Origin of the sequence: Sphingomonas psychrotolerans (assembly GCF_002796605.1) — a bacterium.
Classification (GTDB): domain Bacteria; phylum Pseudomonadota; class Alphaproteobacteria; order Sphingomonadales; family Sphingomonadaceae; genus Sphingomonas; species Sphingomonas psychrotolerans.
In genome coordinates, this window is the sequence record NZ_CP024923.1 from 537,607 (window position 1) to 564,112 (window position 26,506).

Consider the following 26,506-nt stretch of genomic DNA (forward strand, 5'->3'; position numbering starts at 1 on the left):
CGTCGCGGTTCAGTCCGTTCCCGGCGCGTTCTCGATCCCGCCGGCGACATAGGTCTGGATATAGTCCTTGATCCACTGCCCTTCGCGGAACCATTTGGTGACGATGTACTTGGTCCCCTCGAGCACGCGCATGCCTTCGTGGAGCGTATCGTAATTGGGAGTGCCGTCGGGCGTCATGTTGTTCCACACAACGAGCAGCCCGCGCTTGGGCTTGAAGCGGATGCCGGCGCGGGGGAACCAGGTCGCGCCGCCCTCGGGCACGTCGTTGAGATAGGCCATTGCGGTCCAGGTGCGCTGGCCGCCGGTCTCCTTCATCTTCGGCCAATAGTCGCTCGACTCCTGGAAATAGTCGCAATGCGCCCGGAATTGCTGGTTCACCGCATAACGTTGGCCCTGCAACGTCTCGGCATTCTCCTCGGGGATGCCGAGCAGGTCGGCGATGCGCCGGTCGATCGTCAATATCTCCTCGGACCAGCGGTGCAGGTCCGAGCTGTGGCTGGTGCGATAGTCGGGGTCCTGGCTGACCGCGAGCAGAGTGGACGGCCGCGAATTGGAATCGATCAGTTCGATCAGCGTGTCGCACTCGTCGGCGCTGAGGAAATCCGGACAGGTATACATCTGCGCCGCGTCGGTTTTGGCACGCCGGACATCGGGATTGGCCTCGAGCCGCGACGAAACGTCGCGGCCGATGCGCGCGCGGACCGGGGAGGGGCCGCCCGAAACCCTGCCCTCATTCTTGTTCTTGCTCACGGCGCACGAAATCGCGCGCAGCGCCGGAATTTGCAAGCCGCTTCGACGACAAGGAGCCCGGCATCGCTACCGGGCTCCAGGATCTCCGATAAGGCTGCGGGCTTCCTTACCAGAAGATGTCGTGGATCGTGTCGACCACTTCGCCGCTGTAGATATCGATCAGGAGCGCATCGTTGTAATAGCGCACCCAGCGATACGGGCCATCGACCTCGGGCAGGCGGTAATAATACGGATCGTTGATCCAGTAGCTCGACGAATAGAGGATCGAATCGAGCATCGAACCGATCCCGAAGCGGCGATAGCCATAGCCCCAGCCGCTCGGCGCGTAATAACGCGGCAGGCGATAGAGGCTGCGGTTGCCATTTCGATAGCCGCGCCAGTCGTAACGGCGATCGTTGCGCCAGCTGTTGTTCCACCGGCTGCGATTGCGGTCATTGTTCCAGTCGCCGCGGCGGTTGCTGTCGAAGCGATTGCGGTCGCCGCTCCAGTTGCGGGTACGGTTGCGGTCGTTCCAGTCGCGATTGCCGCGATCATATTGGCCGCGATCACGGTTGCCGTCGTTCCAGCGATTACGATCGGTGCCGCGAGATTGCTGGCGCTGCCGGTCGACCTGCTGCTGTTGCTGCTGCTGGCCCGCGTCGGGACGGCGGTCGCCCCCGTTCCACTGGCTACGGTTGCCCGACCAGCGGCTGCGCTCGCCCGTATTGTTCCACTGGCTGCGATCCCCGCGATTGCCGCCCCAGCGTTGCTGCTCGCGCTGTTGGGGCGCCGCCTGAGGAACCTGCTGCTGCGGCGCCTGTTGCTGCTGTTGCGGACGGTTCCAGCCGCCGCGCTGGCGCTCGCCGCCGTTCGACTGGCGCGGTTGCGCCTGCGGTGTCTGTTGGCTCTGCTGCTGGCGCCATTCGCCGCGATTCTGGCGGACTTCGGACGACTGGTTACCGCCCGAGCGATCGCGGCCGCCCCAGCGTCCGCGATCCTGCGCAAGCGCTGCCGGCGGGACCAGAGCCGTTGCGGCGATAATCACCGCGAGCAAGGTCTTCTTCATCTCAACTGTCTCCGTCGAGACCGGCAAGGGGCCGGGCTACATGATAGGACTTGCACTAGACGCCGCCGGATGAGCGGTTGCTGAATTGCGGCGAAAGGCGATTGAAAGAATTGGGCAAACTATTCGGGTGCCTGCGTCTCGGGTTCGGGCTCCGCTGCGATGGGCGTGTCGCCGCGTGCCGATCGGGCGGCCTCGGTGATCGCGCCGATCAGCCGGGGATAGATGCCGCAGCGACAGATATTGGGGATCGCACCTTTGATGTCTTCTTCGCTCGGATTGCGATTGCCCCGCAGCAAGATCGACGCGGCCATCACGATGCCGGGAATGCAATAGCCGCACTGGACGATGTTGGTGGCGAGCAATGCCTGCTGCACCGGGTGGCTGCGATCCTTCGAAAGGCCTTCAATGGTAGTGACGAAGGTGCCTTCGAGCGCGCCGATCGTCTCCTGACAGGCGAGCCGCAGCCCACCATCGACATCGACTGCGCAGGCCCCACAATCGCCGGTGCCGCAGCCATATTTGGTGCCGGTAAGGTTGGAAGCGTCGCGCAGCGCCCAGAGCAGCGGCGTGCGCGGGTCCATCTTGTACTCGACCGGCTGGTTGTTGACGGTGAAGCGAGTCATCGCAGCGATGTAGCCGGAAACGGGGCGTTTCCGAAACCGGCATTGTCGCAGCCAACTGTCCCACCGATCTAGGCCTTAGCTTGACTCACTTGGCGGTTATTGCGTCAATTCCGAACTAAAGTTGCTCAGGAATGTAATTTTATTTCACGAATCAAATCGAATATCGCACCGAAATTGAGAACAATAGCAGAACAAATCGCTGTAGGAAAGTGCTATGACGACAATGCCGACACTGTTCATCCCGCATGGCGGGGGACCGTGCTTCTTCATGGACCCGGACGGCGGTCCCGCCGATCCGATGTGGCTGCCGATGCAGGCCTATCTTGCCGGGCTCATCGACAGCCTGCTCGAGCGGCCCAAGGCGATCCTGCTGGTCTCCGGGCATTGGGAGGAGGCGGATGTGACCGTGCATGTCGGCAGCGGCCAACCCTTATTCTACGATTATGGCGGCTTCCCCGAGCATACCTATCGGCTGCGCTGGGACGCGCCCGACGCGCCCGAGGTGGCGATGCGGGCCAAGGCGCTGCTGGAGGGGGCGGGCCATGCTGTCGGCGAGGAGCGGGCGCGGGGCTGGGACCACGGGGTGTTCATCCCGATGATGGTCGCAGTGCCGGGGGCGGATATCCCGCTTGCGCAGCTGTCGCTTCGCAAAGACCTCGATCCTGCGGCGCACATCGCGATCGGGCGCGCGCTGGCACCGCTGCGGGATGAAGGCGTGCTGATCGTCGGGTCGGGCATGAGCTTTCACAACCTCCGCGCCCGCGGGCCCCAGGTGACCCCGGTGGCGGACGAATGGGATGCAGCTTTGGTCGACGCAGTCACCGATCCGGATCCGGCGCGGCGGGCGGAACGCGTGGCCGCATGGGACACGCTGCCGCATGCGCATTTCGCGCATCCGCGCGAAGAGCATCTGTTGCCGCTGATGGTCGCGCTCGGCGCGGGCGGCGAAGGGGCCGCGGTGGCCGATTATCGCGACCATGTGCTGGGCTGGGCGGTGAGCGGGTTCCGGTTTGGGTGAGCTGAAAAACGGTTGTCGTTCTCTGCAATCGGCCGCTATCCATCTCGCCAGCGGTGACTTGGTCGCCATCAATAGGGGGCATGATGGCGGGGGATCTGGCGCAGCGAATGCGATTGCTGCGAGACGAGCAGTTGTTCGAAATCGTATATTCTCGTCCCGAGGACGGCATTGTTCCCGAGGCAATCGACGCCGCGCGGTCTGAGTTGGCCGTTCGAAATATAAGCGAGTCCGAAAATTACGAGTTGAGAGAGCAAGTCCTGGAAGGACATCAGGACGACGCAAGTCGCGCAACCAGGCATCTGTCCGGCTTCGCGGTGGCGGTCTTCATGGTCTTCGGGCTGACGCTGGTTGGCACCTTCGGTATCTTCGGGCTGTTTGCGACCGGTAGAAGGCAAATGGCCATCGACGCGATCTACGCGACGTTCGTCGGCATAGCGCTAGCGGGCGCGTTGCTGCTCGTTGCCGTCTTGATCCTCGGCTAGCCGCAGCAGCGGCTTATTCCCGCCAGCTTCTGTCCACCCGATCGACCAGCCGCACCATCGCCGCGAAATCCGCCGCGCCGGGGCCGCCCGGGACCTGTGCCATGTGGAGGTCGCGCTGATGGACCGCGACGACTTCTTCCGGGACCAGCAGCGGCTCGCCCATCGACAGGGTAGCGAGCTGGATCTCGCAGGCGCGCTGGAGCGCCCAATGCTTGATGAATGCCTCGGGCAGGGTCCGTCCCATCACGAGGATGCCGTGGTTGCGCAGCAGCATCACGCGTTTGTCGCCGAGATTGGCGAGCAGACGTTCGCCTTCCTCGTCGCGCACCGTCACGCCTTCGAAATCGTGATAGGCGATCTGGCCGGCGAAGTTGCACGCATAGAAATTGACGGGGCGCAGCCCGCCCGCGACGCTGCTCACCGCCATGCCCGCGGTGGTGTGGGTGTGCATGATGCAATGCGCGTCGGGCAGGTGCCGGTGGAACAAGGCATGCTGGACGAAGCCGGCGCGGTTCACCGGGTATGGCGAATCGTCGAGCTTGTTGCCGTCAATGTCGATCTTGACGAGGTTCGATGCTTTCACTTCGCTGAAGTGGAGCCCGAACGGGTTGATCAGGAACGCGCCTTCGTCGCCCGGCAGCTTCACGGTGATGTGATTGTAGATCATCTCGGACCAGCCGAGGTGATCGAACACGCGATAGCAGGCGGCGAGCTGCTGGCGTGCCTCCCATTCGGCTTCGCCGATGCCGGGCTTCTGCGCGAGCGCGGTGGCCATGATAGCTCTCCCAAGCTTTTCCTTGATCGGGTATGCCATGGCGGGTGCGCCAGCGGCAACCGGGGATCAAAATCGATATGCGTGCGTTTCGGTATCGCAACGAACGAGGGATCTGCCGGATGCAAAGGGTAAGGCTGTGTCAGGGTGTTGCTCTGGCAGGATTGTTGGTGCTGGGCGCTTGCGGCGGCTCCGGCTCGGGCAGCGGAGGGAACGGATCGGTCGAGGCGGCGGCGAACTCGCCCGCCACGGCGGCCAAATTGAGCGCCTATACTGAGGCGTATAACGCGTTGCTCGAAACCTTCGGACTGCCGGCGACGGCGAAGACCTACAAGGAAGCCCGCGTAGCCGGCCGGTCGCCGAGCGAAACCATCACGATCAGCGATGGCTGGATCGAAAACGAGGCGACCAAGCTCAAGGCGGCGCGCGCGCTGCCCGGTTCGCTGGGCCCGCTCGACGCGGCGGCGGAGACGCTCGACACAGCACTGCAAAAGGTGTTGGCGCGGCTGAAGCCGCTTTATGCCTATTACAACACCAAGGCCTATCGCGCGGATGGGCTCAAGCGCGGCAAGGCGGAAGACGCCCAGATGATCGCCGAGTTCGACGCGGCGCTGAAGGCGATGGACGATTTCAACGCCGCACTGGTCAAACAGCGCCGCGCCGGCGCCGACGCCGAGCTCGCCACGCTGAAGCAGAGCGGCGACACGGTGGGATACAACACCAAGCTGGCGATGCAGCAGGCCGAGGATCTGGTCGGCCTGTTCGACAAGCCCGAGGACCTGCGTGATCCGGCGGTGTTCGCCAAGGGAGATGCGCTCGCCGCTTCGCTCGAGAAGTTGCTTGCCGAGCAGCAAAAGGCGATTGCGGACGCCAAGACCAAGGCGAAGGAACCCGTGGAGACCAGCCGGCTCAGCATCTCGGGATTGGTAGCCGACATGCTCGGATCGATGATCGGCCAATATCGCCAGGTGAAGCAGTCGCATTCCGCCAACGACACGGAGGCGATGGTCGATTCCTATAACCGGGCGGTGGGGCTGGCGAACAACATGCCTTGAGGGATTGTTCAGCGGAAGGCGTACGGCACGACGCTGCGCCGGTCGGCGTCGATCTCGATGACCGATCCTGCAGGCGGGAAGGCGCGCTGGTCGCAGTCGGTGCGCGGGCAGATCCGGCACGACGCGCCGATCGGGGTTGCCGCGCCGCCGAGGCGGAGATCGTCGGCATAGACGAAATCGGCGGCATGGGCCTCCTCGCAACCCAAGGCCACCGCATAGCGCCGCGGCGGGCGGGCATAGCTGCCCGAGGGCTTGACCAGCCCCTTGGCCATCGAGACGTAACGGGTGCCATCGGGCATTTCGGCCAATTGCACGAGGATGCGATCGGGGATCGCGACCGCTTCGTGGACGATCCACAAGGGGCAGGCGCCGCCCAGAGCCGCGAACTGGAGCCGCGTCGCCGAGTGGCGCTTGGTGATGTTGCCCGCCATGTCGACCCGGCAGAAGAAGAAGGGCAGGCCCGCGGTGCCGGGGCGCTGCAGCGTCGAGAGGCGGTGACACGCCTGTTCGAAGCTCACGCCGAAACGCTGGCGCAGCCGATCGATATCGTGGCGAACCTCGCGGGCGCGAGTGCGGAAGCTGGCATAGGGCATCAGCAGGGCGCCGGCGGCGTAATTGGCGAGGCCGACGCTCAGCAATTCGCGCGACGCCTGGCTCGCCAGCCCGGCCTCGGCGACGACATGGTGCATCTCGTTGGCGAATTCGTAGCGCACCAGCCGGTGCGCGAGCAGAAAGGCCCGGCTCTCGGGCGGCAGACCCGAGTTGAGCGCGAGCGTGCGCGAACCCGCGTCGAATCGGCTGAGCTGGCTGCCGTCGCTATCCTCGCCGATCACGCGGACGCCGTGCCAGCGGCGCAGCCGGTCTTCGAGCGCCTGCGCGACCGGGCCCTCGTCAAGGGCGTCGGCGAGCGCCTCGGCCGATCGGTCGATCGCGTCGATGTAATTGCCCTCGGCCTGGAACCAGTCGCGGACCTCTTCCCAGGGGAGCGGCGCCGCTTCGCTCGATCCGGTGTCGAAGCGATCGTCGAGGACGCGGAGCTGCTCCTGGCTGCGGCGCCATGCCTCGTGCACCGCGACCAGCCGGCGGGCGAGCAGGGGCTGCTGCTCGAGCCCGCGGCGGACGTCGGGCTCGCTCAGCGGATGGGCGGGGATGCTGGTGTCGGTCGCCGCGTCGATCGTGCGGAGCAACGTGGAAGTCTCGGCTTCGGTGCCGATGTCCGCCGCCTCCATCGGGAATTCGCGGGCGAGCGCGAGCAAGACGATTTGCGTGATCGGGCGGCCGTTATTCTCGATCTGCGAGAGATAAGGGACCGAGATGCCGAGCCGCGCAGCCATCGCCGCCTGGCTGAGGCCGAGGCGGCGGCGTAGGTCGCGGAGGCGGAAGCCTTCGAACAGGCGGCGGCGGGGAAGGGCCATGCCTTCATTATATTCTGCAAACCTCTCCGCCGCAACTTTGCAACATTGCATTTGCCTCTGCGTGCGTCCCCTGTGCAGAAGGCGCGACCGCTGGAGACCGCCAAGCTCCTGGAGACCTGAATGTCGTCGACGATCGAGGAACTGGAGCGCCGCCGCGCCGCGGCCCGGCTGGGCGGCGGGCAGAAGCGCATCGACGCGCAGCACGCCAAGGGCAAGCTCACCGCGCGCGAACGCGTCGAGGTTTTGCTCGATCAGGATTCGTTCGAAGAGCTCGACATGTATGTCGAGCATAATTGCGTCGATTTCGGCATGGAAACGCAGATCGTCCCCGGCGACGGCGTCGTCACTGGCAGCGGCACCATCAACGGCCGGCTGGTCTTCGTGTTCAGTCAGGACTTCACTGTGTTCGGCGGCTCGCTCTCCGAGCGCCATGCGCAGAAGATCTGCAAGATCATGGATATGGCGATGAAGGTCGGCGCGCCCGTCATCGGCCTCAACGACAGCGGCGGGGCGCGGATCCAGGAGGGCGTCGCCAGCCTTGGCGGCTATGCCGAGGTGTTCCAGCGCAATGTGCTCGCCAGCGGCGTGGTGCCGCAATTGAGCCTGATCATGGGCCCCTGCGCAGGCGGGGCCGTCTATTCTCCCGCGATGACCGACTTCATCTTCATGGTGAAGGATTCGTCGTACATGTTCGTCACCGGCCCGGATGTAGTGAAGACCGTTACCAACGAGATCGTCACGCAGGAGGAGCTGGGTGGAGCGGTGACGCATACCACGAAGTCGGGGGTCGCCGATGTGGCCTTCGACAACGACATCGAGGCGCTGCTCGCGGCCCGCGACTTCGTGGACTTCTTGCCCGCGTCCAATCGGGAGAGCGTTCCCGAGCGGCCGTGCGACGATCCGTGGGATCGCGTCGAGGACAGCCTTGACAGCCTGATCCCGCCCAACGCCAACCAGCCCTATGACATGCACGAATGCCTGCGAAAGGTGCTCGACGAGGGTGAGTTCTTCGAATTGCAGCCGACGCATGCGGGGAACATCCTGATCGGCTTCGGGCGGATCGAGGGACGCACGGTGGGCGTGGTCGCCAACCAGCCGATGGTGCTGGCCGGCGTGCTCGACATCAACTCTTCGAAGAAAGCGGCGCGGTTCGTGCGCTTCTGCGACGCGTTCGATATTCCGATCGTGACCTTTGTCGACGTGCCCGGCTTCCTGCCCGGGGTGGGGCAGGAGCATAATGGCATCATCAAGCACGGCGCCAAATTGCTGTTCGCTTATGCCGAGGCGACGGTGCCCAAGATCACGGTGATCACCCGCAAGGCCTATGGCGGCGCGTATGACGTGATGGCGTCGAAGCACCTTCGCGGCGACCTCAACTATGCCTGGCCGACCGCAGAGATCGCAGTGATGGGGGCCAAGGGCGCGGTCGAGATCATCTTTCGCGGGCGCACGCCGGAGGAGATCGCCGAGCGGACCGCCGAATATGAGGCGCGCTTCGCCAACCCGTTCGTGGCGGCGAGCAAGGGCTTCATCGACGAAGTGATCCTGCCGCATTCGACACGACGGCGAATCGCGCTGGGGCTTCGGAAACTGCGCGGCAAGCAGCTGGAGAACCCGTGGAAGAAGCATGACAATATTCCGCTGTGAGGCTGGAGCGCGACCGTGAAGAAACTGCCCGTTTCGAAACAGATCACCTTCGGGCTGATCGTCGCTGGCGTCGCGGCGGTCACTTCGTTCCTGCTAGCCTTCATGGTTGCCGCGTCTTCGCGAGGGGCTGATCAGCCAGCACCATCGCCGTTGATCGGCCTGTGCTTCGGCGTCGTCGCCGGCGCGATGTACCTCGGTCTGTCTGGCAACCGACGCGTGGCGTTTGCCGACGATGCCGCGCGCCGTGCGGCGCTCGCGCCGATTGCCGATGGAGCGGCGCGCTTGCTCGTGTATCGGCAGGGGTTCATCGGCAAGCTCGCCGGGATCGATGTCCATGTCGATGGAGAGGTGCGCACCCAGCTCAAGAGCCCGCGCTTCGCTGCGCTGGACGTTTCGCCGGGTCCGCATACGCTGGTGTCCGAGGTGCACGACAAGCGTTCCAGGCCGCTGGCGTTGACAGTCTCCGCGAACCAGGTGGCAGCGGTGCAGATCGTCGTGTCGCTTTTCGGCAAGACAAGATTGGTACGGCAAGACGTCGAGGCGGTTCGACGGAAACTCGCGCAAATGCCAATGGTGCAGGCGTGAAACTCGGCCGCCTCAACCATGTCGGCGTCGCGACGCCCTCGATCGAAGCATCGGTCGCTTTTTATCGCGACATGATGGGCGCGGAGGTCATCCGCGAACCGTTCGACCTGCCCGCGCAGGGCGTGAAAGTATGCTTCGTCGACACTCCCAACGCCCAGATCGAACTGATCGAGCCGCTGGGCGATGCCTCGCCGATCCACACCTTTCTCGCCAGGAACCCGGGCGGAGGGCAGCATCATCTGTGCTATGAGGTGCCCGATATCGACGAGGCCAGAGCGTGGTTCGAGGCAAAGGGCGTGCGGGTGCTCGGCGCGCCGCGGATCGGGGCGCACGGGACGATGATCTTCTTCTTGCACCCGAAGGACATGGGCGGAGTACTGACCGAGATCATGGAAACGCCGAGGAACCAACATTGAGCGACGACACGATCCTCTATGCGCGCGACGGCGACGTCGCGGTGCTCCGGCTCAATCGGCCCGACGAGCTCAACGCCGTCACGCTCGACATGCTCGATCTGCTTGCCGCGACGCTGCGCCGTGCCGTCGAGGACGGCGCGCGGGCAGTGTTGCTGACCGGCGAGGGACGGGCATTTTGCGCGGGCGCGTCGCTGAAGGAAGCATCCGGCGGCGATCCGGGTGACCGGCTGCGCAACCATTACAATCCGGTTCAGCAGACCATGGCCGATCTGCCGATCCCGATCGTGACCGCGATGAACGGCCCCGCCGCCGGGGCGGGGGCGTCGCTGGCGCTGGGCGGCGACATCGTGATCGGCGCGCGTTCGGCCTATCTGTTGCTCGCCTTCGCCAATATCGGACTGGTTCCCGACGCCGGCGCGACGTGGCTGATCGCCAAGGCGGCGGGGCGGGCGAAGGTGCTCGAGATGGCGCTGCTCGGCGAGCGGCTCTCGGCGCACGACGCGATGGAGGCGGGGCTGATCACCCATGTGGTGGACGATGGCGTCGTGTTCGACACGGCGATGACCTATGCCCGCCGCCTCGCCGCGATGCCGACGGTGGCGCTCGGGCTGATCCGCAAGCAGGTCAAGGCCGCACTGAGCGGCACGCTGGAGGAGACGCTGGCGCTGGAGGCGGAGCATCAGTCGCTGGCGGCGCGTTCGCAGGATTTCCAGGAGGGCGTCGCGGCGTTTCTCCAGAAGCGCAAGCCGGAGTTCAAGGGTAAGTGAATTTCTGTTCCCATCGTGCTCCTGCGAAAGCAGGAACCCAGGGTAAAGGAGGGAATCGCTTGTGGCCCTGGGCTCCTGCTTTCGCAGGAGCACTGGATTTCATCCATGGCCGATAAACCTGACCTTGCCGCCTGGGCGAAGCTCGCCGCGAAGGAAGTGAAGGACCAGGATCTCACCTGGCACACGCCGGAGGGGATTGCGGTGAAGCCGCTCTACACGGCCGCCGACGCGCCCGATCCGGGCTTGCCCGGCTTCGCGCCGTTTACGCGCGGGGTGAAGGCGACGATGTACGCGGGGCGGCCGTGGACGATCCGCCAATATGCCGGCTTCTCGACCGCGGAGGAATCGAACGCCTTTTACCGCCGCAACCTCGCCGCGGGGCAGAAGGGCCTGTCGATCGCCTTCGATCTCGCCACGCACCGCGGCTATGACAGCGATCATCCGCGCGTCACCGGCGATGTCGGCAAGGCGGGGGTGGCGATCGACACGCTCGCCGACATGCAGATCCTGTTCGACGGGATCCCGCTCGACGAGATGTCGGTCAGCATGACGATGAACGGCGCGGTGCTGCCGTGCCTCGCTTTCTACATCGTCGCGGCCGAAGAGCAGGGGGTGCGGCAGGACCAGCTCACCGGGACCATCCAGAACGACATCCTCAAGGAGTTCATGGTCCGCAACACGTACATCTATCCGCCCGAGCCCTCGATGCGGATCGTCGCGGACATCATCGCCTATACCGCGCAGCATATGCCGCGGTTCAACTCGATCTCGATCTCGGGCTATCACATGCACGAGGCGGGGGCGACGGCGGTGCAGGAGCTCGCCTTCACGCTCGCCGACGGCATGGCCTATGTCCGTTCGGCGATTGCGCGCGGGCTGAGCATCGACGAATTCGCCGGGCGGCTCTCCTTCTTCTTCGGCATCGGCATGAACTTCTTCATGGAAGTCGCCAAATTGCGCGCGGCGCGGATGCTGTGGAGCCGGATCATCGACGGCTTCGGGGGGTCGCCACGCTCGCAGACGCTGCGCACGCACTGCCAGACCTCCGGTGTGTCGCTGACCGAACAGGACCCGTATAACAACGTCATCCGCACCACGATCGAGGCAATGGCGGCGACCTTTGGGGGGACCCAATCGCTCCACACCAACAGCCTCGACGAAGCGGTGGCCTTGCCCACCGACTTCTCCGCCCGGATCGCGCGCAATACCCAGCTGATCCTGCAGGAAGAGACCGGGATGACGCATGTCGTCGATCCGCTCGGCGGGAGTTATTATGTCGAGGCGTTGACGCAAGAGCTTGCCGACAAGGCGTGGGCGCTGATCGAACAGGTTGAGGCGCTGGGGGGCATGACCCATGCGGTCGAGAGCGGGATGCCCAAGGAGCACATCGAAAGCGCCGCCGCCGCGCGGCAGGCGCGGGTCGATCGCGGCGAGGATGTGATCGTCGGGGTGAACAAATACCGGCTTGCCGAGGAGTCGCCGCTCGACTTCCTCGATATCGACAATGCCCGGGTGCGCGCCGACCAGATCAAGCGGATCGCGCAGACGCGCGCCGATCGCGACGCGACGAAGGCCGACGCGGCGCTCGGCAATTTGCGGCGCGGTGCGATGGGTAGCGAAAACCTGCTCGCGCTCTGCGTCGAGGCGGCCCGGGCGCGCTGCACGCTGGGCGAGATGTCGGCGGCGATGGAAGTCGCGTTCGGCCGCCACGCCGTGGGCGTCACTCCGATCAAGGGCGTTTATGGCCCGGCGCATGCCGAGGACAAAGGCTGGCTGCGCGCCGAGGAAGGCATTGCCGCATTCGAGCGCCGGCGCGGCCGCAAGCCGCGGGTGCTGGTCGCCAAGATGGGGCAGGATGGGCACGATCGCGGCGCCAATGTCGTCGCGAGCGCGTTTGCCGATCTCGGCTTCGACGTGGTGTCGGGACCGCTGTTCCAGACTCCGGCCGAGACCTGCGCGCTGGCGATCGAGAAGGATGTGGACGTGGTCGGCGCGTCCAGCCTCGCGGCCGGGCACAAGACGCTGATTCCCGAGCTGGTCGATGCGCTGAAGGAAGCGGGGCGGCCCGACATCAAGGTCGTCGCGGGCGGCGTGATCCCGCCCCAGGATTACGAATTCCTCCGCGCGCACGGCGTGCAGGCGATCTTCGGGCCCGGCACCAATCTCGTCAGTGCCGCCGCGGAAGTGCTCAAGCTGCTCGGCCACAATCTGCCGCCGATCGAGGAAGCCGCCGAATGACCGACGAAGACGAACGGATGGTCCTCGACGCAGAGGGCGGCGAGACGTTGCTCTACGATTATTTCAAGCATCTGACCCAGCTGTCGCTCTTCTCGCTCGGCGGCGTGCTGGCATTGGCCGGTTCGGCGCGTGGTGCGCGCGGACTGCTGATTGCTGCACTGGTGGTGATCGGCTCGTCTGCGCTGATCTCGTTCAGCGGCGCCGGCGAGATCGTTCGCACCCGCTTCCAGGGCAAGCCGATCGCAAAATATCTCGATTTCTACCGTATCTCCGCACCGATTCTGCTCTCGCTGGGACTCGGCATTTTCCTCTTCCTGTTCATCAAGACATTGGGACCCGCATGACCCGCAACGACTGGACCCGCGACGAGATCGCCGCCTTGTTCGACCTGCCGTTCGGCGAGCTGGTGTTCCGTGCGCAGACCGTCCACCGTGAACATCACGCGCCCGATCAGGTCCAGATGTCGACTCTGCTGTCGATCAAGACCGGCGGTTGCCCCGAGGATTGTGGCTATTGCAACCAGTCGGTGCATGCCGGGACGGGTCTCAAGGCGACGAAGCTGATGGACGTGCGCGCGGTGCTCCAGGCGGCGGCGCAGGCGAAGGACAATGGTTCTTCGCGCTTCTGCATGGGCGCGGCATGGCGCAACCCCAAAGACCGCGACATGCCTGCAATCGTCGAAATGGTGAAGGGCGTCCGCCAGATGGGGATGGAGACCTGCATGACCTTGGGCATGCTCACGCCTTCGCAGGCGGCGATGCTCGCCGATGCCGGGCTCGATTACTACAACCACAATATCGACACCTCACCCGAGCGTTATGGCGAAGTGATCACCACGCGGAGCTTCGAGGATCGGCTCGACACGCTCGAGCATGTCCGCGAGGCGGGGATCAACGTATGCTGCGGCGGAATTGTCGGGATGGGTGAAACCCGGTTGGATCGCGTGGGCTTCGTCCATGCGCTCGCCACGCTGCCGCGGCATCCCGAGAGCGTTCCGGTCAATGCCCTGGTGCCGGTGAAGGGTACTGTGCTCGGCGATATGCTCGCCGATACGCCTCTCGCCAAGATAGACGACATCGAGTTCGTGCGAACGATTGCAGTGGCGCGGATCACCATGCCGGAAAGTATGGTGCGGCTGTCGGCCGGGCGGGAGTCAATGTCCGAAGCGACGCAGGCTCTCTGCTTCATGGCCGGCGCCAATTCGATCTTCACCGGCGACAAATTGCTCACCACCGGAAATGCCGGGGATAGCGCGGATGCGGCGCTATTCGCCAGGCTGGGATTGACGCCGCTGGTGGGAGAAGAACCGATGCAGATGGAGGCGGCGGAATGATGCTGCTCGCTTTGCTTCTGATCGCCGGGCAGGAGCCCCAGTGCGACAATCCGATCGCGCAATCGGACATGACGCGCTGCGAGATCCGCCGCTTCGAAGCCGCCGACCGTGCGATGAACCGGCAGTGGAAAATCACGCTCGCGGCGATGCGCCAATATGACCGCACGCCGGAGGATGACGGTCGCCTCGGCTATGCGGATCAGCTGCTTGCCGCGCAACGGGCGTGGCTCGCCTATCGCGACACGCATTGCCGCAGCGACGGTTACCGGATGCGCGGCGGCAGCGCCGAGCCGATGCTGGTTGCCTCGTGCCGCGCCGAGCTTACCGAGAATCGCACCAGGCAGCTTGCCGCGCTCGCGGAGACGAACTGATGCGCGTGATCGGGGGGATCGCCGCGGTCTTGTTGGGCCTTGGTATCGTCCAGCCGGCGTCGGCCTGCTCTTCCGTCCCGCCACGCATTCTCGCGGCCGAAGCCGATGTGATCGTCATGGGACGATGGCAAGCCGGTGAAATCGTGACCAAGCGGGTGCTCAAGGGCCCGAAACAGCCTCGCTACGCCATCGACTGGCCGCCGGTGGACGATGAAGACGAGTGTCGGTTTCTGGGGCCAGCCACGCGCGATAGCGGCGCATACTTTTTACGGCATCAGCCAAATGGTCGGTATCTAGTGATCTGGACCGAGGAACGCTGGAAGATGATACGTTGATGTTCAAGAAGATCCTGGTCGCCAATCGCGGCGAGATTGCCTGCCGGGTGATGCGCACCGCGAAGAAAATGGGGATTGCCACCGTCGCGGTCTATTCGGACGCCGACGCGCGCGCGCCGCATGTGCTGATGGCGGACGAGAGCGTGCGGCTCGGGCCGGCGCCGGCGGCGGAATCCTATCTCAAGGCCGAACTGATCCTGCTCGCGGCGAAGGAGACCGGAGCCGACTGCATCCATCCGGGCTATGGCTTCCTCTCCGAGCGGGAAAGCTTCGCGCGCGCCTGCGCCGAGGCGGGGATCGCGTTCGTCGGGCCGCCGCCGAATGCGATCGCCGCGATGGGCGACAAGATCGAGTCGAAGAAGCTCGCCAAGGCGGCGAATGTGAACGTCGTCCCCGGCTTTGTCGGCGAGATCCTGGATACCGAACATGCGGTGCGGATCGCGGGGGAGATCGGCTATCCGGTGATGATGAAGGCCTCGGCCGGCGGCGGCGGCAAGGGGATGCGGCTGGCCTTTGGCGAACAGGATGTGCGCGAAGGCTTCGAGGCGACCAAACGCGAGGGTCTCGCCAGCTTCGGCGACGATCGCGTGTTCATCGAGAAGTTCATCGAAGAACCGCGCCATATCGAGATCCAGGTGCTCGGCGACCAGCATGGCAACATCGTCTATCTCGGCGAGCGCGAATGCTCGATCCAGCGGCGGCACCAGAAGGTGGTCGAGGAGGCGCCGTCGCCGTTCGTCACGCCCGAGATGCGCAAGCGGATGGGCGAGCAGGCGGTCGCGCTGGCGCGGGCGGTGGGGTATTACAGCGCCGGCACGGTCGAGCTGATCGTCTCCGGCGCCGACACCACCGGCGAGGGCTTCTACTTTCTCGAGATGAACACCCGGCTGCAGGTCGAGCATCCGGTGACCGAGGAGATCACCGGGATCGATCTGGTCGAGCAGATGATCCGGGTGGCGGCGGGCGAGCAGCTCGCCTTCACGCAGGACGATGTGACGCTCACTGGCTGGGCGATCGAGAGCCGGGTCTATGCCGAAGATCCGTATCGCGGATTCCTGCCGAGCACCGGGCGGCTGGTGCGCTATCGGCCGCCGGTGGAGGCGCGCGACGAAAGCGGTGTGACCCGGGTCGACGACGGCGTGACCGAGGGCAGCGAGATATCGATATTCTACGATCCGATGATCGCCAAGCTCGTCACCTGGGCGCCGACGCGCGAGGAGGCCGCCGACCGGCAGGTGGCGGCGCTCGACCGCTTCCGGATCGACGGGATCGGGCACAATATCGACTTCCTCTCGGCGATCATGCAGCATCCGCGCTTCCGCGCAGGCGCACTGACCACCGGGTTCATCGCCGAGGAATATCCCGAGGGATTCGCGGGCGCGCCGGCTTCATCCGAACTCCGGCGCAAGCTTGCGGCAGCGGCAGCGGTGATTGATCTCGAGCGGGCTGCCCGCGCGTCGCAGATCAGCGGACAGCTCAACGGTCCAACTGTGGTGAGCGGCGAGCGCGTGGTGACGGTGGACGGCGAGCGCTTCGAACTCTCGGTCGAGAGTCTCGGCGGCGTCCAGCTCGTACGCGGCGCGGGCGAGCCGATGGAATTGATCGGGCATTGGCGGCCGGGCGAGCCGTTGTTCGCGGTGCGGATCGACGACGAGCCGCTCACCGTCGGCGTCGAGCGCAAGGGCGCGGCGTGGCGGCTGACCGCGCACGGCGCGTCGCACCGCATCGAGGTGCTCCCGCCGCACATCGCGCAATATCGGCACCACATGATCGAGAAGGTGCCGCCTGACATGAGCAGGTTCCTGCTTGCGCCGATGCCGGGGCTGCTCACTCAGCTCCACGTTGCGCCGGGGGACAAGGTCGAGGCCGGGCAGGCGCTCGCGGTGGTCGAGGCGATGAAGATGGAGAACATTCTGCGCGCCGAGCGGGCGGGGTGGTGAAGGCCGCCAATTTCGCACCCGGCGAGAGCCTCGCGGTGGATGCGGCGATACTGGAGTTCGAATAGGTCAGGCGAATATTGTGCTCCGGCGAAGGCCGGAGCGCTGGGTATAGAGCTGTCCGCCAGCGGCCAGCGCTCCGGCCTTCGCCGGAGCACGGGGTGACTAAACCAGCCCGCGGCCGTCGATGCGGAGCATGGGGACGAAATCCCCGGCTTCGGCGCGCGGCAAGGTCACCGTCAGGCCTGCCTCGCCACGTTCGAACTTCACGCGCCCACCGCCGACCAGCATCACCCGCTCGATCGCAGCGTCGGGCAACGCCGTCTTGCCGAGCGCGGCGATCATCACCGGTCGCTCGGGCCAAGCCAGCAAGGCCGCATAGAGCGCGCCTTTCCGCGTGGTGAAGCGCACATCCTCGGCAGTGAAGTCGACCTTGCCTTCGTTGAACATGCCGCCGCCGACTCTGGTCGGGCCCTCGCCGTAGATCCGCCACGGGCGCGAGCCGAAGATCGCCGCCTCGCCGTTGCGCTGCATCCAGCGGGTGATGCCGGCGAGGATCTTGTCCTCCTCGCCATCGATCGTGCCGTCGCCGCGGATCGGGATCGAGAGCAATAGATTGCCGTTCTTCGAGACCACGTCGCACAGCCGCTGGATTACCTTGGCGGCGGGCATGTAGGATTTCTGATCGTAGCGCGCGCGGTTGTAATGCCAGTCGCCGATGCAGGTGCAGGTCTGCCACGGCTCCGCTCGCAGCCGATCGCTGAAGCCGCGCTCGACATCGTCGACCAAAGCGGTGCGCTGATAGGGGGTGAGTTGTTTGGCAGTGGCGACGACTTCGACCTGGCCGTCGCGGGCGATGCTCTGGCGGTAGTAATGGGCCAGCGCTTCGAGGCCGACAGAGCCGAAGGGAAGGCCGAAATCGTCGAAATAGACCATGTCGGGCCGGTATTTCTCGACAAGGTCCTGCTGGCGGAGCAGCCATTTGGCGACGTGGTGCGGGTTTTCGGGCGGGGCGAATTCCATCCAGCGGCGGCTGTGAACCTCATGCCAGTCGCGCATCGCCTGCGCAGTCTCGATCCCGTCGGGCGGGACCATCGCGGGGCCGGTATAGAGCTCCTGCGGATCGAGCCCTTCCCACCAGGTGCCGGCGCCGTCGGCCTTGGTCAGCCTGAACGCGTCGTAGCGCTCGCCGGCGCGCGGACCTTCGGCGTCGTAGCCATAGGCCGTCTGCCACCAATGCCAGGCGTGCGCGCTGTGATTGCTGACTGCGAAGCGCAGACCGTGCGCGCGGGCGATCTTCTCCCAGGTCCCGACGATGTCGCGTTTCGGCCCGACGCGGAGCGTATTCCACGCATGGTATTTGCTGTCATAGGCGTCGAGATTGTCGTGGTGGTTGGCGAGCGCCATGAAATAGCGCGCGCCTGCGGCCTTGTAGCGCCTGACCAGGTCTTCGGGGTCCCAATTCTCGGCCTTCCACGCATTCTCGATCTCGAGGAAGCCGCGATCCGCCGGGTGGCCGTAATGTTTGCGGTGGTGTTCGTAAAAGGGATTGCCCTGGACATACATCTGACGACCGTACCAGTCGCCGAATTCGGGCACGCATTGCGCGCTCCAATGTGCCCAGATCCCGAACTTGGCATCGCGGAACCAATCGGGGACCCGGAAAGCGGCGACGAGGCTCGACCAATTCGGTGCGATTTCGGCGCTGGCCGCCGGCACGAGACCGGTGGCCGCGGCGCCTGCGAAACCGCCCAGTGCTTGCCTGCGAGTCAGCCCCATGCCCTCACCATTTTTCATTTATGAAATATCTTTTCGCGCAGGATACGGAAGCGGACTTCGAGAGGCAAGGGTGCCCCTGCTTCCAAAATCGCAGGGCAGACTCCAGACAGCTTTCCTGAATCAGAATTTAATGTAGAACCGCTCGCTAACTAACCGGAATTGCCTGCGTCCTGCGGCGTTCTTATAACATTCGGAGCAAATTATGGGGGACAGGCGGGGCATCGAGCCCGTCCGTTACTCGACTTCGGGTATCGCGCCCGCCGAGCGTCACGGGGCCTGGTCGGATCGCGGCTGGCCCAGCGTGGCCGCATTGTTCGAGTCGACGCCGATCGGGCCGTTCCAGACCTCGGCCGAGAATCTCAATCTCGACGGGATCGCGGTTTCCTATTCGACTGGCACCGCACGGCTGCTCGAGCGCACCCCCGAGCGGATCGCTGCGGACCGGATCGACATCCTCGGCGTCGGGCTGCTCCTCGCAGGCGAGATGCACGGCATTGCGGGCAAGCGCGAGTTCGAGACTCGTGCCGGCGAGATCCTGTTGTTCGACATCGCCCAGCCGATCACCATGACGATGTCGATCGCGCGATCGGTCCAGCTGGCGATTCCGCGTCCGCTGGCCGAGGCCGAGCTGGGGCCGGTGGCAGATCTCCACGGGCTCGTCATCGGCCGAGATGAGGCGGCCTTGTTCCACACGCATTTGGCCAAGCTCAGCGAAGCGCTGCATCTGATTTCGCCCGGCGACGCCCCGCGACTTGCACGTACCTTGCTCGATCTACTGGTGGTCGCGGTTCATGCCTCGGCCGGCAGCACGCGGCGGACTCCCGAGCCTTTGCTCGGCATGGCGGCGAGGGCGCGCGGGGAGATCCACGCCAATCTCGAATCCCCCTCTCTCAGCGTCGCCAGTCTGTGTCGGCGGCTGAAGGTGTCGCGCAGCACGCTGCATCGGCTGTTCGAGAAGGAAGGCGGAGTGCAAACCTATATCCGCAATTGCCGGCTCAATGCCGCGCGGATCGCATTGCTCGATTCGGACAATGAGGAGCGCATCGGCGCGATCGCCGAACGGCTCGGCTTCAGCGATGCGGCGCATCTCAGCCGGCTGTTCCGCGCGCGCTTTGGCGAGACGCCAAGCCAGTGCCGTGGGGGCCGGAAGAGCTAGGCTGGATCGACGCTGAAGTTGCGGAAAGGCTTGCCGCACTCCAGCGAAGCGGTCAGCTGTGAGCGTCAGAAGAGCCGGGTCAGCCCGTAAAAGGCCGCGCCGACCAGCGCCGATGCCGGGATCGTGATGATCCATGCCATCACCACGCTCTGCGCGACGCCCCAGCGCACTGCCGAGGCGCGGCGCGCGGTGCCGGCGCCGATGATCGAGCCGGTGATGGTATGGGTGGTCGATACCGGGATGCCGAGCGCGGAAGCGGTGAACAGGATGATCGATCCCGCCAGCGACGCGCTGAAGCCCTGGTGCTGCGACAATTTGGTGATGCGCGAGCCCATCGTCTCGATGATCTTCCAGCCGCCGGTCATCGTGCCGAGCGCGATCGCGACATAACAGCTGATCGCCACCCAGTGCGGCACGTAGAAGTCGCCGGTCAGGTGGCCGGTGGAATAGAGCAGCACCGTGATGATGCCCATCGTCTTCTGCGCGTCGTTTAGGCCGTGGCTCAGCGAATAGGCGGCGGAGGAGATCAAATGGAGCACGCGAAAGCTGCGTTCGGCCCCCCGCGCGGTGGCGCGCATCAGCAGCCACGAGCTGACGAGCATGACGAGCATCGCCAGCAACATGCCGAGCGTCGGCGAGAGCACGATCGCGAGCAGGGTCTTGTTGAGTCCGCCCCAGTGGATCCCGCTCAGCCCGGCATGTGCGACTCCGGCGCCGATCAATCCGCCGACCAGGGCGTGGCTGCTCGATGAGGGGATGCCCTTCATCCAGGTCAGTACGTTCCAGAACATCGCGCCGCCCAGCGCACCGAAGATGACCGCCGGCGTGACGACATCCTTGTCGACCAGCCCCTTGCCGATCGTCTCGGCGACGGCGTGGAGCGAGGGCACCGCGATGGTGAGGAAATAAGCGGCGAAGTTGAACACCGCGGCGAACACCACGGCCTGCACCGGCGAAAGCAAACGCGTCGCGACCACCGTGGCGATCGAATTGGCGGCGTCGTGCAAGCCGTTCAGAAAGTCGAACGCCAGCGCGACGGCGATCAGGCCGATCAGCAGGGGCAGGGCTAGTTCGTGCATGTTCCGGGCGCGTCAGGCGTGATCGATGACGATGCCGTCGATCTCGTTCGCAACATCCTCGAACGCGTCGACGATCCGCTCGAGATGCTTGTAGAGTTCGCGCTCGACGACGAACTTCAGCGTGTCGGTCGCGCCATGCTCCTTGAGCGAGCGCTTGAGTCCCGCCGCATGGATATCGTCGGCATGGCCTTCCATCCGGACGATGCGCTCGGTGAGCTCGTGCAGGCGGCTGGCATTTTGCGCGACGTTGCGGAGGAGGGGCATCGCCTCGGCGGTGATCCGCGCGGCATCGACGATGATCCCCGCCATGTCCTTCATTTCGGGCTGGAAGCTCTCGACCTCGTAGAGCGCGATTGCATTTACGGTGGCCTGCATCTCGTCGATCGAATCGTCGAGCGCGCCGATCAGGCTGGTGATCGCGCCGCGATCGAACGGCGTGAGGAAGGTCTTGCGCACCGTCTGGAGCACTTCGCGAGTGATGTTGTCGGCGTCGTGCTCGCGTTCGATCACTTCGCGGATATGCTCCTTGCCCGCAGGGCCGCCCGCGAGCAGCCGGGCCAGCGCATCCCCGGCCGCCATGACGGTGGTCGCATGCGCCTCGAACAGCTCGAAGAAATTGCCTGTGCGGGGCAGCAGGCGCTGAAACCAGGCGAACATCGGACCTAACCTCGATTTTTCAGCGACGGCGCCTAGCACGCCGGTGCGCTGGGTTGCAGCTTTGAACTCGGACGCGCCGAACGAGCGGATGAGATCGCGCAGATCGGGCTCTTCCACTGCCTCGGCGGCTTCGGACAGAGTGAACCAGCGGCGCTCGCGCTGCTGCTGCTCTTTCCAGCTGGGGAGCTCGCGGGTCACCGCGAGCGGGAAGACATCGACGTCCATCATCAGCGATGCGCCGCTGCCGCGGCGCTTGCGATAGCGGTAGGAGCCGAGCGGCGTGGGGCAGACGGGGCCGAGTACGCCGGCCTCTTCCTCGGCTTCCTGCGCGGCGGCGACGTGCGGCGCGGTCCCCGACATCGGATTGCCCTTGGGGATCACCCAGCGGCCGGTGCCGCGCGAAGTGACCAGCAGGATACGGACCGTGGCATCCGCTGCCGGGTCTTCGGTGCGATAGGGAAGGGCGGCGATCTGGCGAATGACGGAGTCCCGGCTGCCGGCGCGTCTGGCCGGGGCGCCGCAATGGCTCCAATCGCCGTCCAATTCAAGCGGGAGTGCGCAGCGTGCGCACTCCCGCCCGGGTCAGGCTGCCAGCGCGGCCAGCCGCCCGGTGGCGCCGTCGAACGCTACTTCGGAGCCGCTCGCCCGACGCCGCGCACTCCAGTCGCGCAGCAGTTCGGCGCAGGTGTGGTCGACCGCCGAGCAACGCGTCAGGTCGAGCCGGACCGGGGCGCCGCCGGGAACCGCGTCGAGCTTGGCGGACAGCCTGGGCAGCGCCACGAAGGTGGCGGCGCCGACGAGGCTGATCGTCCGACCGTCGGCGTCATCATGCGCGTCGACCTTGAGCTTGAGGCGACGGACGTGCGGCAGCAGCTCGAGCAGCGACAAGGCGATGCCGACCAGCACGCCGGTGAGCAAATCCTCCGCGACGACGAGGGTCAGCGTCACCGCCCAGATCAGCGCCGGGAGGACGCCATAGTCCTTGAGCAGGTGCCTGGCATGGTTGAAATTGACCAGCCGCATGCCGGTGACGACCAGCACCGCGCCGAGCGCCGCCATCGGGATTTCGCGCAGCAGCCACGGCAGCAAAGCGACGAAACCGAGGATCCAGACGCCGTGCAGGATTGCCGACAGCCGCGTCGTGGCGCCCGCCTGGACGTTGGCCGAGCTGCGCACGATCACCCCGGTCATCGGCAGCGCACCCGCGGCACCGCACAACAGATTGCCGACGCCCTGTGCGCGCAGTTCCTTGTTGTAATCGGTGCGGACGCCGTCGTGCATGCGGTCCACCGCCGCCGCCGAGAGCAAGGTCTCCGCGCTGGCAATGAAGGCGATCGCCAGCGCTGCGGTGAGGACCGCGGGATTGGCGAACTGGCTAAGGAAGCCGCTCTGGGGCAGCGACACCGCCGCTGCGATATTCTCGGGCACCGCGACCTTGGTGACGTCGAGACCGAGCAGCCACGCGACCATTGTGGCCGCCACCACGCCGAGCAGCGCGCCGGGAACCAGCTTGAGCGAGGCCGGGCGCAGTTTCTCCCAGCCGATCATCACGGCGATCGTGGTGAGGCCGAGGATCAAGGCGAGCTCGGCGGCGCGAAGATCGGGCGAGAGGCCGAGCAGACGGCCCGGCATCGCCATCAGGTTTTCGAGCCCGCTCGACAGCGGCTTCTCGTCGAACAGCACGTGGAACTGGCCGATCACGATCAGCACGCCGATGCCGGCGAGCATGCCGTGCACCACGGCCGGCGAGATGGCGCGGAACCAGCCACCAAGGCGGAAGATGCCCGCCACGACCTGGATCAGCCCGGCGAGCATCAGGATCGGCCCGAGTGCCGACAGCCCCTGATCGCGCACTAGTTCGAAGACGATCACCGCGAGGCCCGCGGCGGGGCCGCTAACTTGCAGCGGCGAGCCCGCCAGCGCACCGACGACGATGCCGCCGATGATGCCAGTGATCAGGCCCTTTTCGGGAGGCACGCCCGAGGCGATGGCGATGCCCATGCACAAAGGCATCGCGACGAGGAAGACGACGACCGAGGCAGTGAGGTCGCGCGCCATCCCCCCGGTTGCGCGCGTTTCGGCGCCGGCCGCAGTGGCGCTGCTCATTCCGCAGCCTCCAGCTGGATTTCGCCGGCGAGGCGCTGGGCCGCGGGCTGTGCCACGGGCAGATCCTCACCCTCGGTGATCGGCAGGAAGCGGCCGGTGCGCCCGTCGAGCGCGAGCACCTGCCCGGCACCGATGTCGAAGAACCAGCCGTGGAGCGCGATCTCGCCGCGGGCGACACCGGCGGCGACCGAGGGGTGCGTGCGCAGATGGTTGAGCTGCGCCACGACGTTCTCGAGGGCGATCGCGTGGACGCGGTTGCCATTCTCCATTTCGGGATAGGCTTCGTTCACTACCTGCTCGGCGGCGCAGCTATGCTTCAGCCACGCGGCGACGTTGGGCATTTTCTCGAGCCCGGCCGGATTGGCGACTGCCTTCATCGCGCCGCAGTCCGAGTGGCCGCAGATGATGATGTCGCGGATCCCCAGCACCATCACTGCATATTCGACGGTCGAAGTGACGCCGCCATTCTGCATCGCGTAGGGCGGGACGATGTTGCCGGCGTTGCGGCAGACGAACAGGTCGCCGGGCGCGGCCTGCATGATGTGTTCGGGGGCGACGCGCGAATCGGCGCAGGCGATCATCAGCGCCTTGGGGCTCTGTCCGTCCGTCGCGAGTTTGGAATAGAGGGCGCTCTGGTTCGGAAACACCTGTTTCGCGAAACCATAGACTCGTCCGATCAGCTCATTCACTGTGCTTGCTCCGTCACCGGCCCGCTGGGGGATGCGGGCAGGGGACAGGTACGGAAGCGATTTTGCTGCAGCGCAGCGCTACTGTAAGGAATTATTGCTGCGGCGCGGCCGTATTCAGGCGGGAAGCCGGATTTCCGCGCGCAAGCCGCCCTCTGCGCGATTGGAGAGCTTGAGGGTTCCGCCCTCGGCCTCGACCGCGCGGCTGACGATCGAGAGTCCGAGCCCGAAGCCGACGGTGTCGCGCGCCCGCGCGGTATCGAGACGGACGAAGGGCTGCAGCGCCTGCGCGATGCTTTCTTGCGGGATGCCGGGGCCGTCGTCTTCGACGCGGATCACGGCGCATTCGGGCCGCTCTTCGAGAGTGATGCGGACGCGCTCGCCATAATGGAGGCCGTTCTCGACGAGGTTCGCCAGGGCACGCTTCATCGCGATCGGATAGAGCCGGCGTTCGAGATGGTCGGGTCCGGCATAGTCGACCTGATGTCCCTGATCGCGCGCACCATCGGCGATGGTCGCGCAGATCACCGCGAGATCCACAGCTTGGCGCGCTTCGCCATTGGCCTCGCCGGCGAGATAGGTGAGCAGCGAATCGATCATCGTCTGCATCTCGACGATGTCGATCTCCATTTCCTCGCGGACTCCTGCATCCTCGATCGCGTCGGCGCGCAGCCGCAGCCGCGCCAGTGGCGTGCGCAGATCGTGTCCCACTGCGGCAAGCGCCTGCGTTCGGTCGGTAAGCAACCGGTGGATGCGCGCCTGCATCCGGTTGAACGCGTGGATCACGCGGCGAACCTCGCGCGGGCCGCCTTCCGGCACTGCCTGAGTCGTTCCAGCACCCACCCGTTCGGTGGCGAGCGCGAGGCGGCGGAGCGGGAGCAGGGTCTGGCGGACCAGCACGCCGCCGATCAGGATGATCGCGACCGCAGGCGCGAGCGCGAGCAGGATCCGTTCGGGCGAGAAGCTGAGATCGTGCACCGGCTCGCGCGTCGCGAACTTCATCCAGCTGCCGTCGGGCAAGGTGGTGCTCCCGACGATCACGGCGTTGCGCGGCGATCCCACCAGGCGCAGGCTCATATTGGCGGAGTTGAGGCTGGGCTCCCACGTGATCACCTGGCGATGAATGCGGTCGAGCGAGGGGGTGACGCGCATTGCCGGAGGCAAATCGTGGTTCCAGACGATCTTGTACCGGCTCGTCGTCAGATCGGTGGCGAGTGCCGGGCGCTCGGCCGCGGGATGCTCGGCCAGCAGCTTGCGCGCGATGACGAGATGCTCGGCGAGCCGGCGCGCCTCGTCGTCGCGCACCGAGAGTTGGCTCGCCCGCTCGTAGAAGAAGGTACTGGCGCCGAACTCGATCAGGATCGCCAAAAGCAGGATCGCGAAGATCTGCCCGATCAGACCGAGCGGTGCCCTCACCACCGGTTCATTCGCGCGTGACGGGCGCGTTGAACATATAGCCGACGCCGCGCACCGTGACGATCGGCGCCTTGTTCCCCGTCGAGGAAAGCTTGCGCCGCAGCCGGCTGACCAGCACGTCGACGCTGCGGTCGGAGCTGTCGCCGAGGCGGGTACGCGAAAGCTCGATCAGCCGTTCGCGGGCGATCACCCGGCCGGCATGCTCACACAGGCTGACGAGCAGATCGAACTCGGCACCGGTGAGTTCGACGACAGCACCACTGGGCGACAGCAGTTCGCGGCGCGGCAAATTGAGCGTCCAGCCATCGAAGCGCAGCAGCCCGAGGCTGCGCTGCTTGCCTTCCTGCTTGCCGCCCTCGCGGCGCAGAACCGCGCGGATCCGGGCGATCAGCTCGCGCGTGCCGAAAGGCTTGGTCACATAATCGTCGGCGCCGAGCTCGAGCCCGACCACCCGATCGGTCTCGCTGCCGCGCGCCGAGATGAAGATGATCGGCACCTGGCTCTTCTCGCGAATCATCCGGCACAGATCGATGCCGTTGGTACCCGGCAACATGATGTCGAGGATGATCAGGTCGGGCTCGCCATGCTCGAGCGCCAGCCACATTTCCGCGCCGGTCGCGGCGGGCCGCACGACGAAGCCGTTTTCCTGAAGCGCCCGGGCAGTCAGCGTCCGCAAGGGTGGATCGTCTTCCACCAGGACGATGATGGGGGCGGGGGTGGTCGTCATCGCCGTATACTGTAACATCAAGGAGCGACCTAGGAACCCGCCGCGAGGGGGTCAACGCGCCGGACACGCCGCAGCGCACAAAAAGCGTCTCAGCAACATTTCGTTACGGAA

Annotated in this window: 26 protein-coding genes; 14 read left to right on the forward strand and 12 right to left on the reverse strand. The window is 65.7% G+C overall.

The genetic code is table 11. The features are described from left to right. Positions 1–9 precede the first annotated feature (9 nt). From CVN68_RS02315 to CVN68_RS02325, 3 genes are all read right to left on the reverse strand, one after another. Positions 10–750 (reverse strand): prolyl hydroxylase family protein, encoded by a 741-nt coding sequence (locus CVN68_RS02315; protein WP_100280775.1) that lies wholly within the window; start codon positions 748–750, stop codon positions 10–12. 106 nt (positions 751–856) lie between these two features. After that, positions 857–1,795 carry an RcnB family protein gene (locus CVN68_RS02320; RefSeq protein ID WP_199560186.1) on the reverse strand — a complete coding sequence of 313 codons (939 nt, stop codon included), beginning with the start codon at positions 1,793–1,795 and terminating at the stop codon, positions 857–859. A 119-nt stretch (positions 1,796–1,914) separates the two neighbouring features. Then, a complete protein-coding gene (locus tag CVN68_RS02325; protein ID WP_100280776.1) occupies positions 1,915–2,418 on the reverse strand; it encodes a (2Fe-2S)-binding protein in 504 nt (167 codons plus the stop codon). A gap of 214 nt (positions 2,419–2,632) precedes the next feature. Here CVN68_RS02325 and CVN68_RS02330 point away from each other — a divergent pair, with 214 nt between their 5' ends. Beyond that, complete coding sequence (locus CVN68_RS02330; RefSeq protein WP_100280777.1) at positions 2,633–3,436, forward strand: DODA-type extradiol aromatic ring-opening family dioxygenase; 804 nt, start codon at positions 2,633–2,635, stop codon at positions 3,434–3,436. 83 nt (positions 3,437–3,519) lie between these two features. Beyond that, entirely contained in the window at positions 3,520–3,918 is a 399-nt protein-coding gene (locus CVN68_RS02335; protein ID WP_158298668.1) for a hypothetical protein, read from the forward strand. Between the two features lie 13 nt (positions 3,919–3,931). Here the strand turns inward: CVN68_RS02335 and CVN68_RS02340 are convergent, their stop codons facing one another. Further along, positions 3,932–4,693, reverse strand: a complete 762-nt coding sequence (locus tag CVN68_RS02340; RefSeq protein WP_100280779.1) for a class II aldolase/adducin family protein — start codon at positions 4,691–4,693, stop codon at positions 3,932–3,934. Positions 4,694–4,860: 167 nt separating this feature from the next. Here CVN68_RS02340 and CVN68_RS02345 point away from each other — a divergent pair, with 167 nt between their 5' ends. After that, positions 4,861–5,745, forward strand: coding sequence for a DUF3829 domain-containing protein (locus CVN68_RS02345; protein WP_158298669.1), 885 nt, complete (start codon positions 4,861–4,863; stop codon positions 5,743–5,745). An 8-nt stretch (positions 5,746–5,753) separates the two neighbouring features. Here the strand turns inward: CVN68_RS02345 and CVN68_RS02350 are convergent, their stop codons facing one another. Next, positions 5,754–7,160, reverse strand: coding sequence for a helix-turn-helix domain-containing protein (locus CVN68_RS02350; protein ID WP_100280781.1), 1,407 nt, complete (start codon positions 7,158–7,160; stop codon positions 5,754–5,756). Positions 7,161–7,280: 120 nt separating this feature from the next. Here CVN68_RS02350 and CVN68_RS02355 point away from each other — a divergent pair, with 120 nt between their 5' ends. The 10 genes from CVN68_RS02355 to CVN68_RS02400 all read left to right on the forward strand — a co-directional run bounded on the left by CVN68_RS02355 (position 7,281) and on the right by CVN68_RS02400 (position 16,792). Continuing rightward, entirely contained in the window at positions 7,281–8,807 is a 1,527-nt protein-coding gene (locus CVN68_RS02355; protein WP_100280782.1) for an acyl-CoA carboxylase subunit beta, read from the forward strand. Positions 8,808–8,822: 15 nt separating this feature from the next. After that, positions 8,823–9,392 (forward strand): hypothetical protein, encoded by a 570-nt coding sequence (locus CVN68_RS02360; RefSeq protein WP_100280783.1) that lies wholly within the window; start codon positions 8,823–8,825, stop codon positions 9,390–9,392. Further along, on the forward strand, positions 9,389–9,808 hold the full coding sequence (mce, locus tag CVN68_RS02365) for a methylmalonyl-CoA epimerase (protein WP_100280784.1): 420 nt from the start codon (positions 9,389–9,391) through the stop codon (positions 9,806–9,808). The genes CVN68_RS02360 and mce overlap by 4 nt, the downstream gene beginning before the upstream one ends. Beyond that, the gene (locus CVN68_RS02370; protein WP_100280785.1) at positions 9,805–10,575 is read left to right on the forward strand and encodes an enoyl-CoA hydratase-related protein; all 771 of its coding nucleotides are present in this window, start codon (positions 9,805–9,807) and stop codon (positions 10,573–10,575) included. Before mce ends, CVN68_RS02370 begins: the two co-directional genes overlap by 4 nt. A 105-nt stretch (positions 10,576–10,680) precedes the next feature. Continuing rightward, entirely contained in the window at positions 10,681–12,813 is a 2,133-nt protein-coding gene (gene scpA / locus CVN68_RS02375; protein ID WP_100280786.1) for a methylmalonyl-CoA mutase, read from the forward strand. Continuing rightward, positions 12,810–13,157 (forward strand): hypothetical protein, encoded by a 348-nt coding sequence (locus CVN68_RS02380; RefSeq protein WP_100280787.1) that lies wholly within the window; start codon positions 12,810–12,812, stop codon positions 13,155–13,157. The genes scpA and CVN68_RS02380 overlap by 4 nt, the downstream gene beginning before the upstream one ends. Beyond that, positions 13,154–14,146 (forward strand): biotin synthase BioB, encoded by a 993-nt coding sequence (gene bioB / locus CVN68_RS02385; RefSeq protein ID WP_100280788.1) that lies wholly within the window; start codon positions 13,154–13,156, stop codon positions 14,144–14,146. Before CVN68_RS02380 ends, bioB begins: the two co-directional genes overlap by 4 nt. Beyond that, a complete protein-coding gene (locus tag CVN68_RS02390; RefSeq protein ID WP_100280789.1) occupies positions 14,143–14,517 on the forward strand; it encodes a lysozyme inhibitor LprI family protein in 375 nt (124 codons plus the stop codon). The genes bioB and CVN68_RS02390 overlap by 4 nt, the downstream gene beginning before the upstream one ends. After that, positions 14,517–14,852, forward strand: a complete 336-nt coding sequence (locus CVN68_RS02395; protein WP_100280790.1) for a hypothetical protein — start codon at positions 14,517–14,519, stop codon at positions 14,850–14,852. Before CVN68_RS02390 ends, CVN68_RS02395 begins: the two co-directional genes overlap by 1 nt. After that, a complete protein-coding gene (locus CVN68_RS02400; RefSeq protein ID WP_407695528.1) occupies positions 14,852–16,792 on the forward strand; it encodes an ATP-binding protein in 1,941 nt (646 codons plus the stop codon). Before CVN68_RS02395 ends, CVN68_RS02400 begins: the two co-directional genes overlap by 1 nt. 162 nt (positions 16,793–16,954) lie before the next feature. Here CVN68_RS02400 and CVN68_RS02405 read toward each other — a convergent pair whose 3' ends face one another. Continuing rightward, positions 16,955–18,586 (reverse strand): alpha-L-fucosidase, encoded by a 1,632-nt coding sequence (locus tag CVN68_RS02405; RefSeq protein WP_233503534.1) that lies wholly within the window; start codon positions 18,584–18,586, stop codon positions 16,955–16,957. Positions 18,587–18,770: 184 nt separating this feature from the next. Here CVN68_RS02405 and CVN68_RS02410 point away from each other — a divergent pair, with 184 nt between their 5' ends. Continuing rightward, positions 18,771–19,724 (forward strand): AraC family transcriptional regulator, encoded by a 954-nt coding sequence (locus CVN68_RS02410; RefSeq protein ID WP_100280792.1) that lies wholly within the window; start codon positions 18,771–18,773, stop codon positions 19,722–19,724. A 65-nt stretch (positions 19,725–19,789) separates the two neighbouring features. Here the strand turns inward: CVN68_RS02410 and CVN68_RS02415 are convergent, their stop codons facing one another. The 6 genes from CVN68_RS02415 to CVN68_RS02440 all read right to left on the reverse strand — a co-directional run bounded on the left by CVN68_RS02415 (position 19,790) and on the right by CVN68_RS02440 (position 26,395). Then, on the reverse strand, positions 19,790–20,803 hold the full coding sequence (locus tag CVN68_RS02415; RefSeq protein WP_100280793.1) for an inorganic phosphate transporter: 1,014 nt from the start codon (positions 20,801–20,803) through the stop codon (positions 19,790–19,792). A 12-nt stretch (positions 20,804–20,815) separates the two neighbouring features. Further along, positions 20,816–21,877 (reverse strand): DUF47 family protein, encoded by a 1,062-nt coding sequence (locus CVN68_RS02420; protein ID WP_100284166.1) that lies wholly within the window; start codon positions 21,875–21,877, stop codon positions 20,816–20,818. 165 nt (positions 21,878–22,042) lie between these two features. Next, a complete protein-coding gene (locus CVN68_RS02425) occupies positions 22,043–23,566 on the reverse strand; it encodes a SulP family inorganic anion transporter (protein ID WP_233503535.1) in 1,524 nt (507 codons plus the stop codon). Continuing rightward, positions 23,563–24,255, reverse strand: a complete 693-nt coding sequence (locus CVN68_RS02430) for a carbonic anhydrase (RefSeq protein WP_100280794.1) — start codon at positions 24,253–24,255, stop codon at positions 23,563–23,565. Before CVN68_RS02430 ends, CVN68_RS02425 begins: the two co-directional genes overlap by 4 nt. A 114-nt stretch (positions 24,256–24,369) precedes the next feature. Then, on the reverse strand, positions 24,370–25,668 hold the full coding sequence (locus CVN68_RS02435; protein WP_100284168.1) for an ATP-binding protein: 1,299 nt from the start codon (positions 25,666–25,668) through the stop codon (positions 24,370–24,372). Positions 25,669–25,675: 7 nt separating this feature from the next. Continuing rightward, complete coding sequence (locus CVN68_RS02440) at positions 25,676–26,395, reverse strand: response regulator transcription factor (RefSeq protein WP_100280795.1); 720 nt, start codon at positions 26,393–26,395, stop codon at positions 25,676–25,678. Between the last annotated feature and the right edge of the window lie 111 nt (positions 26,396–26,506).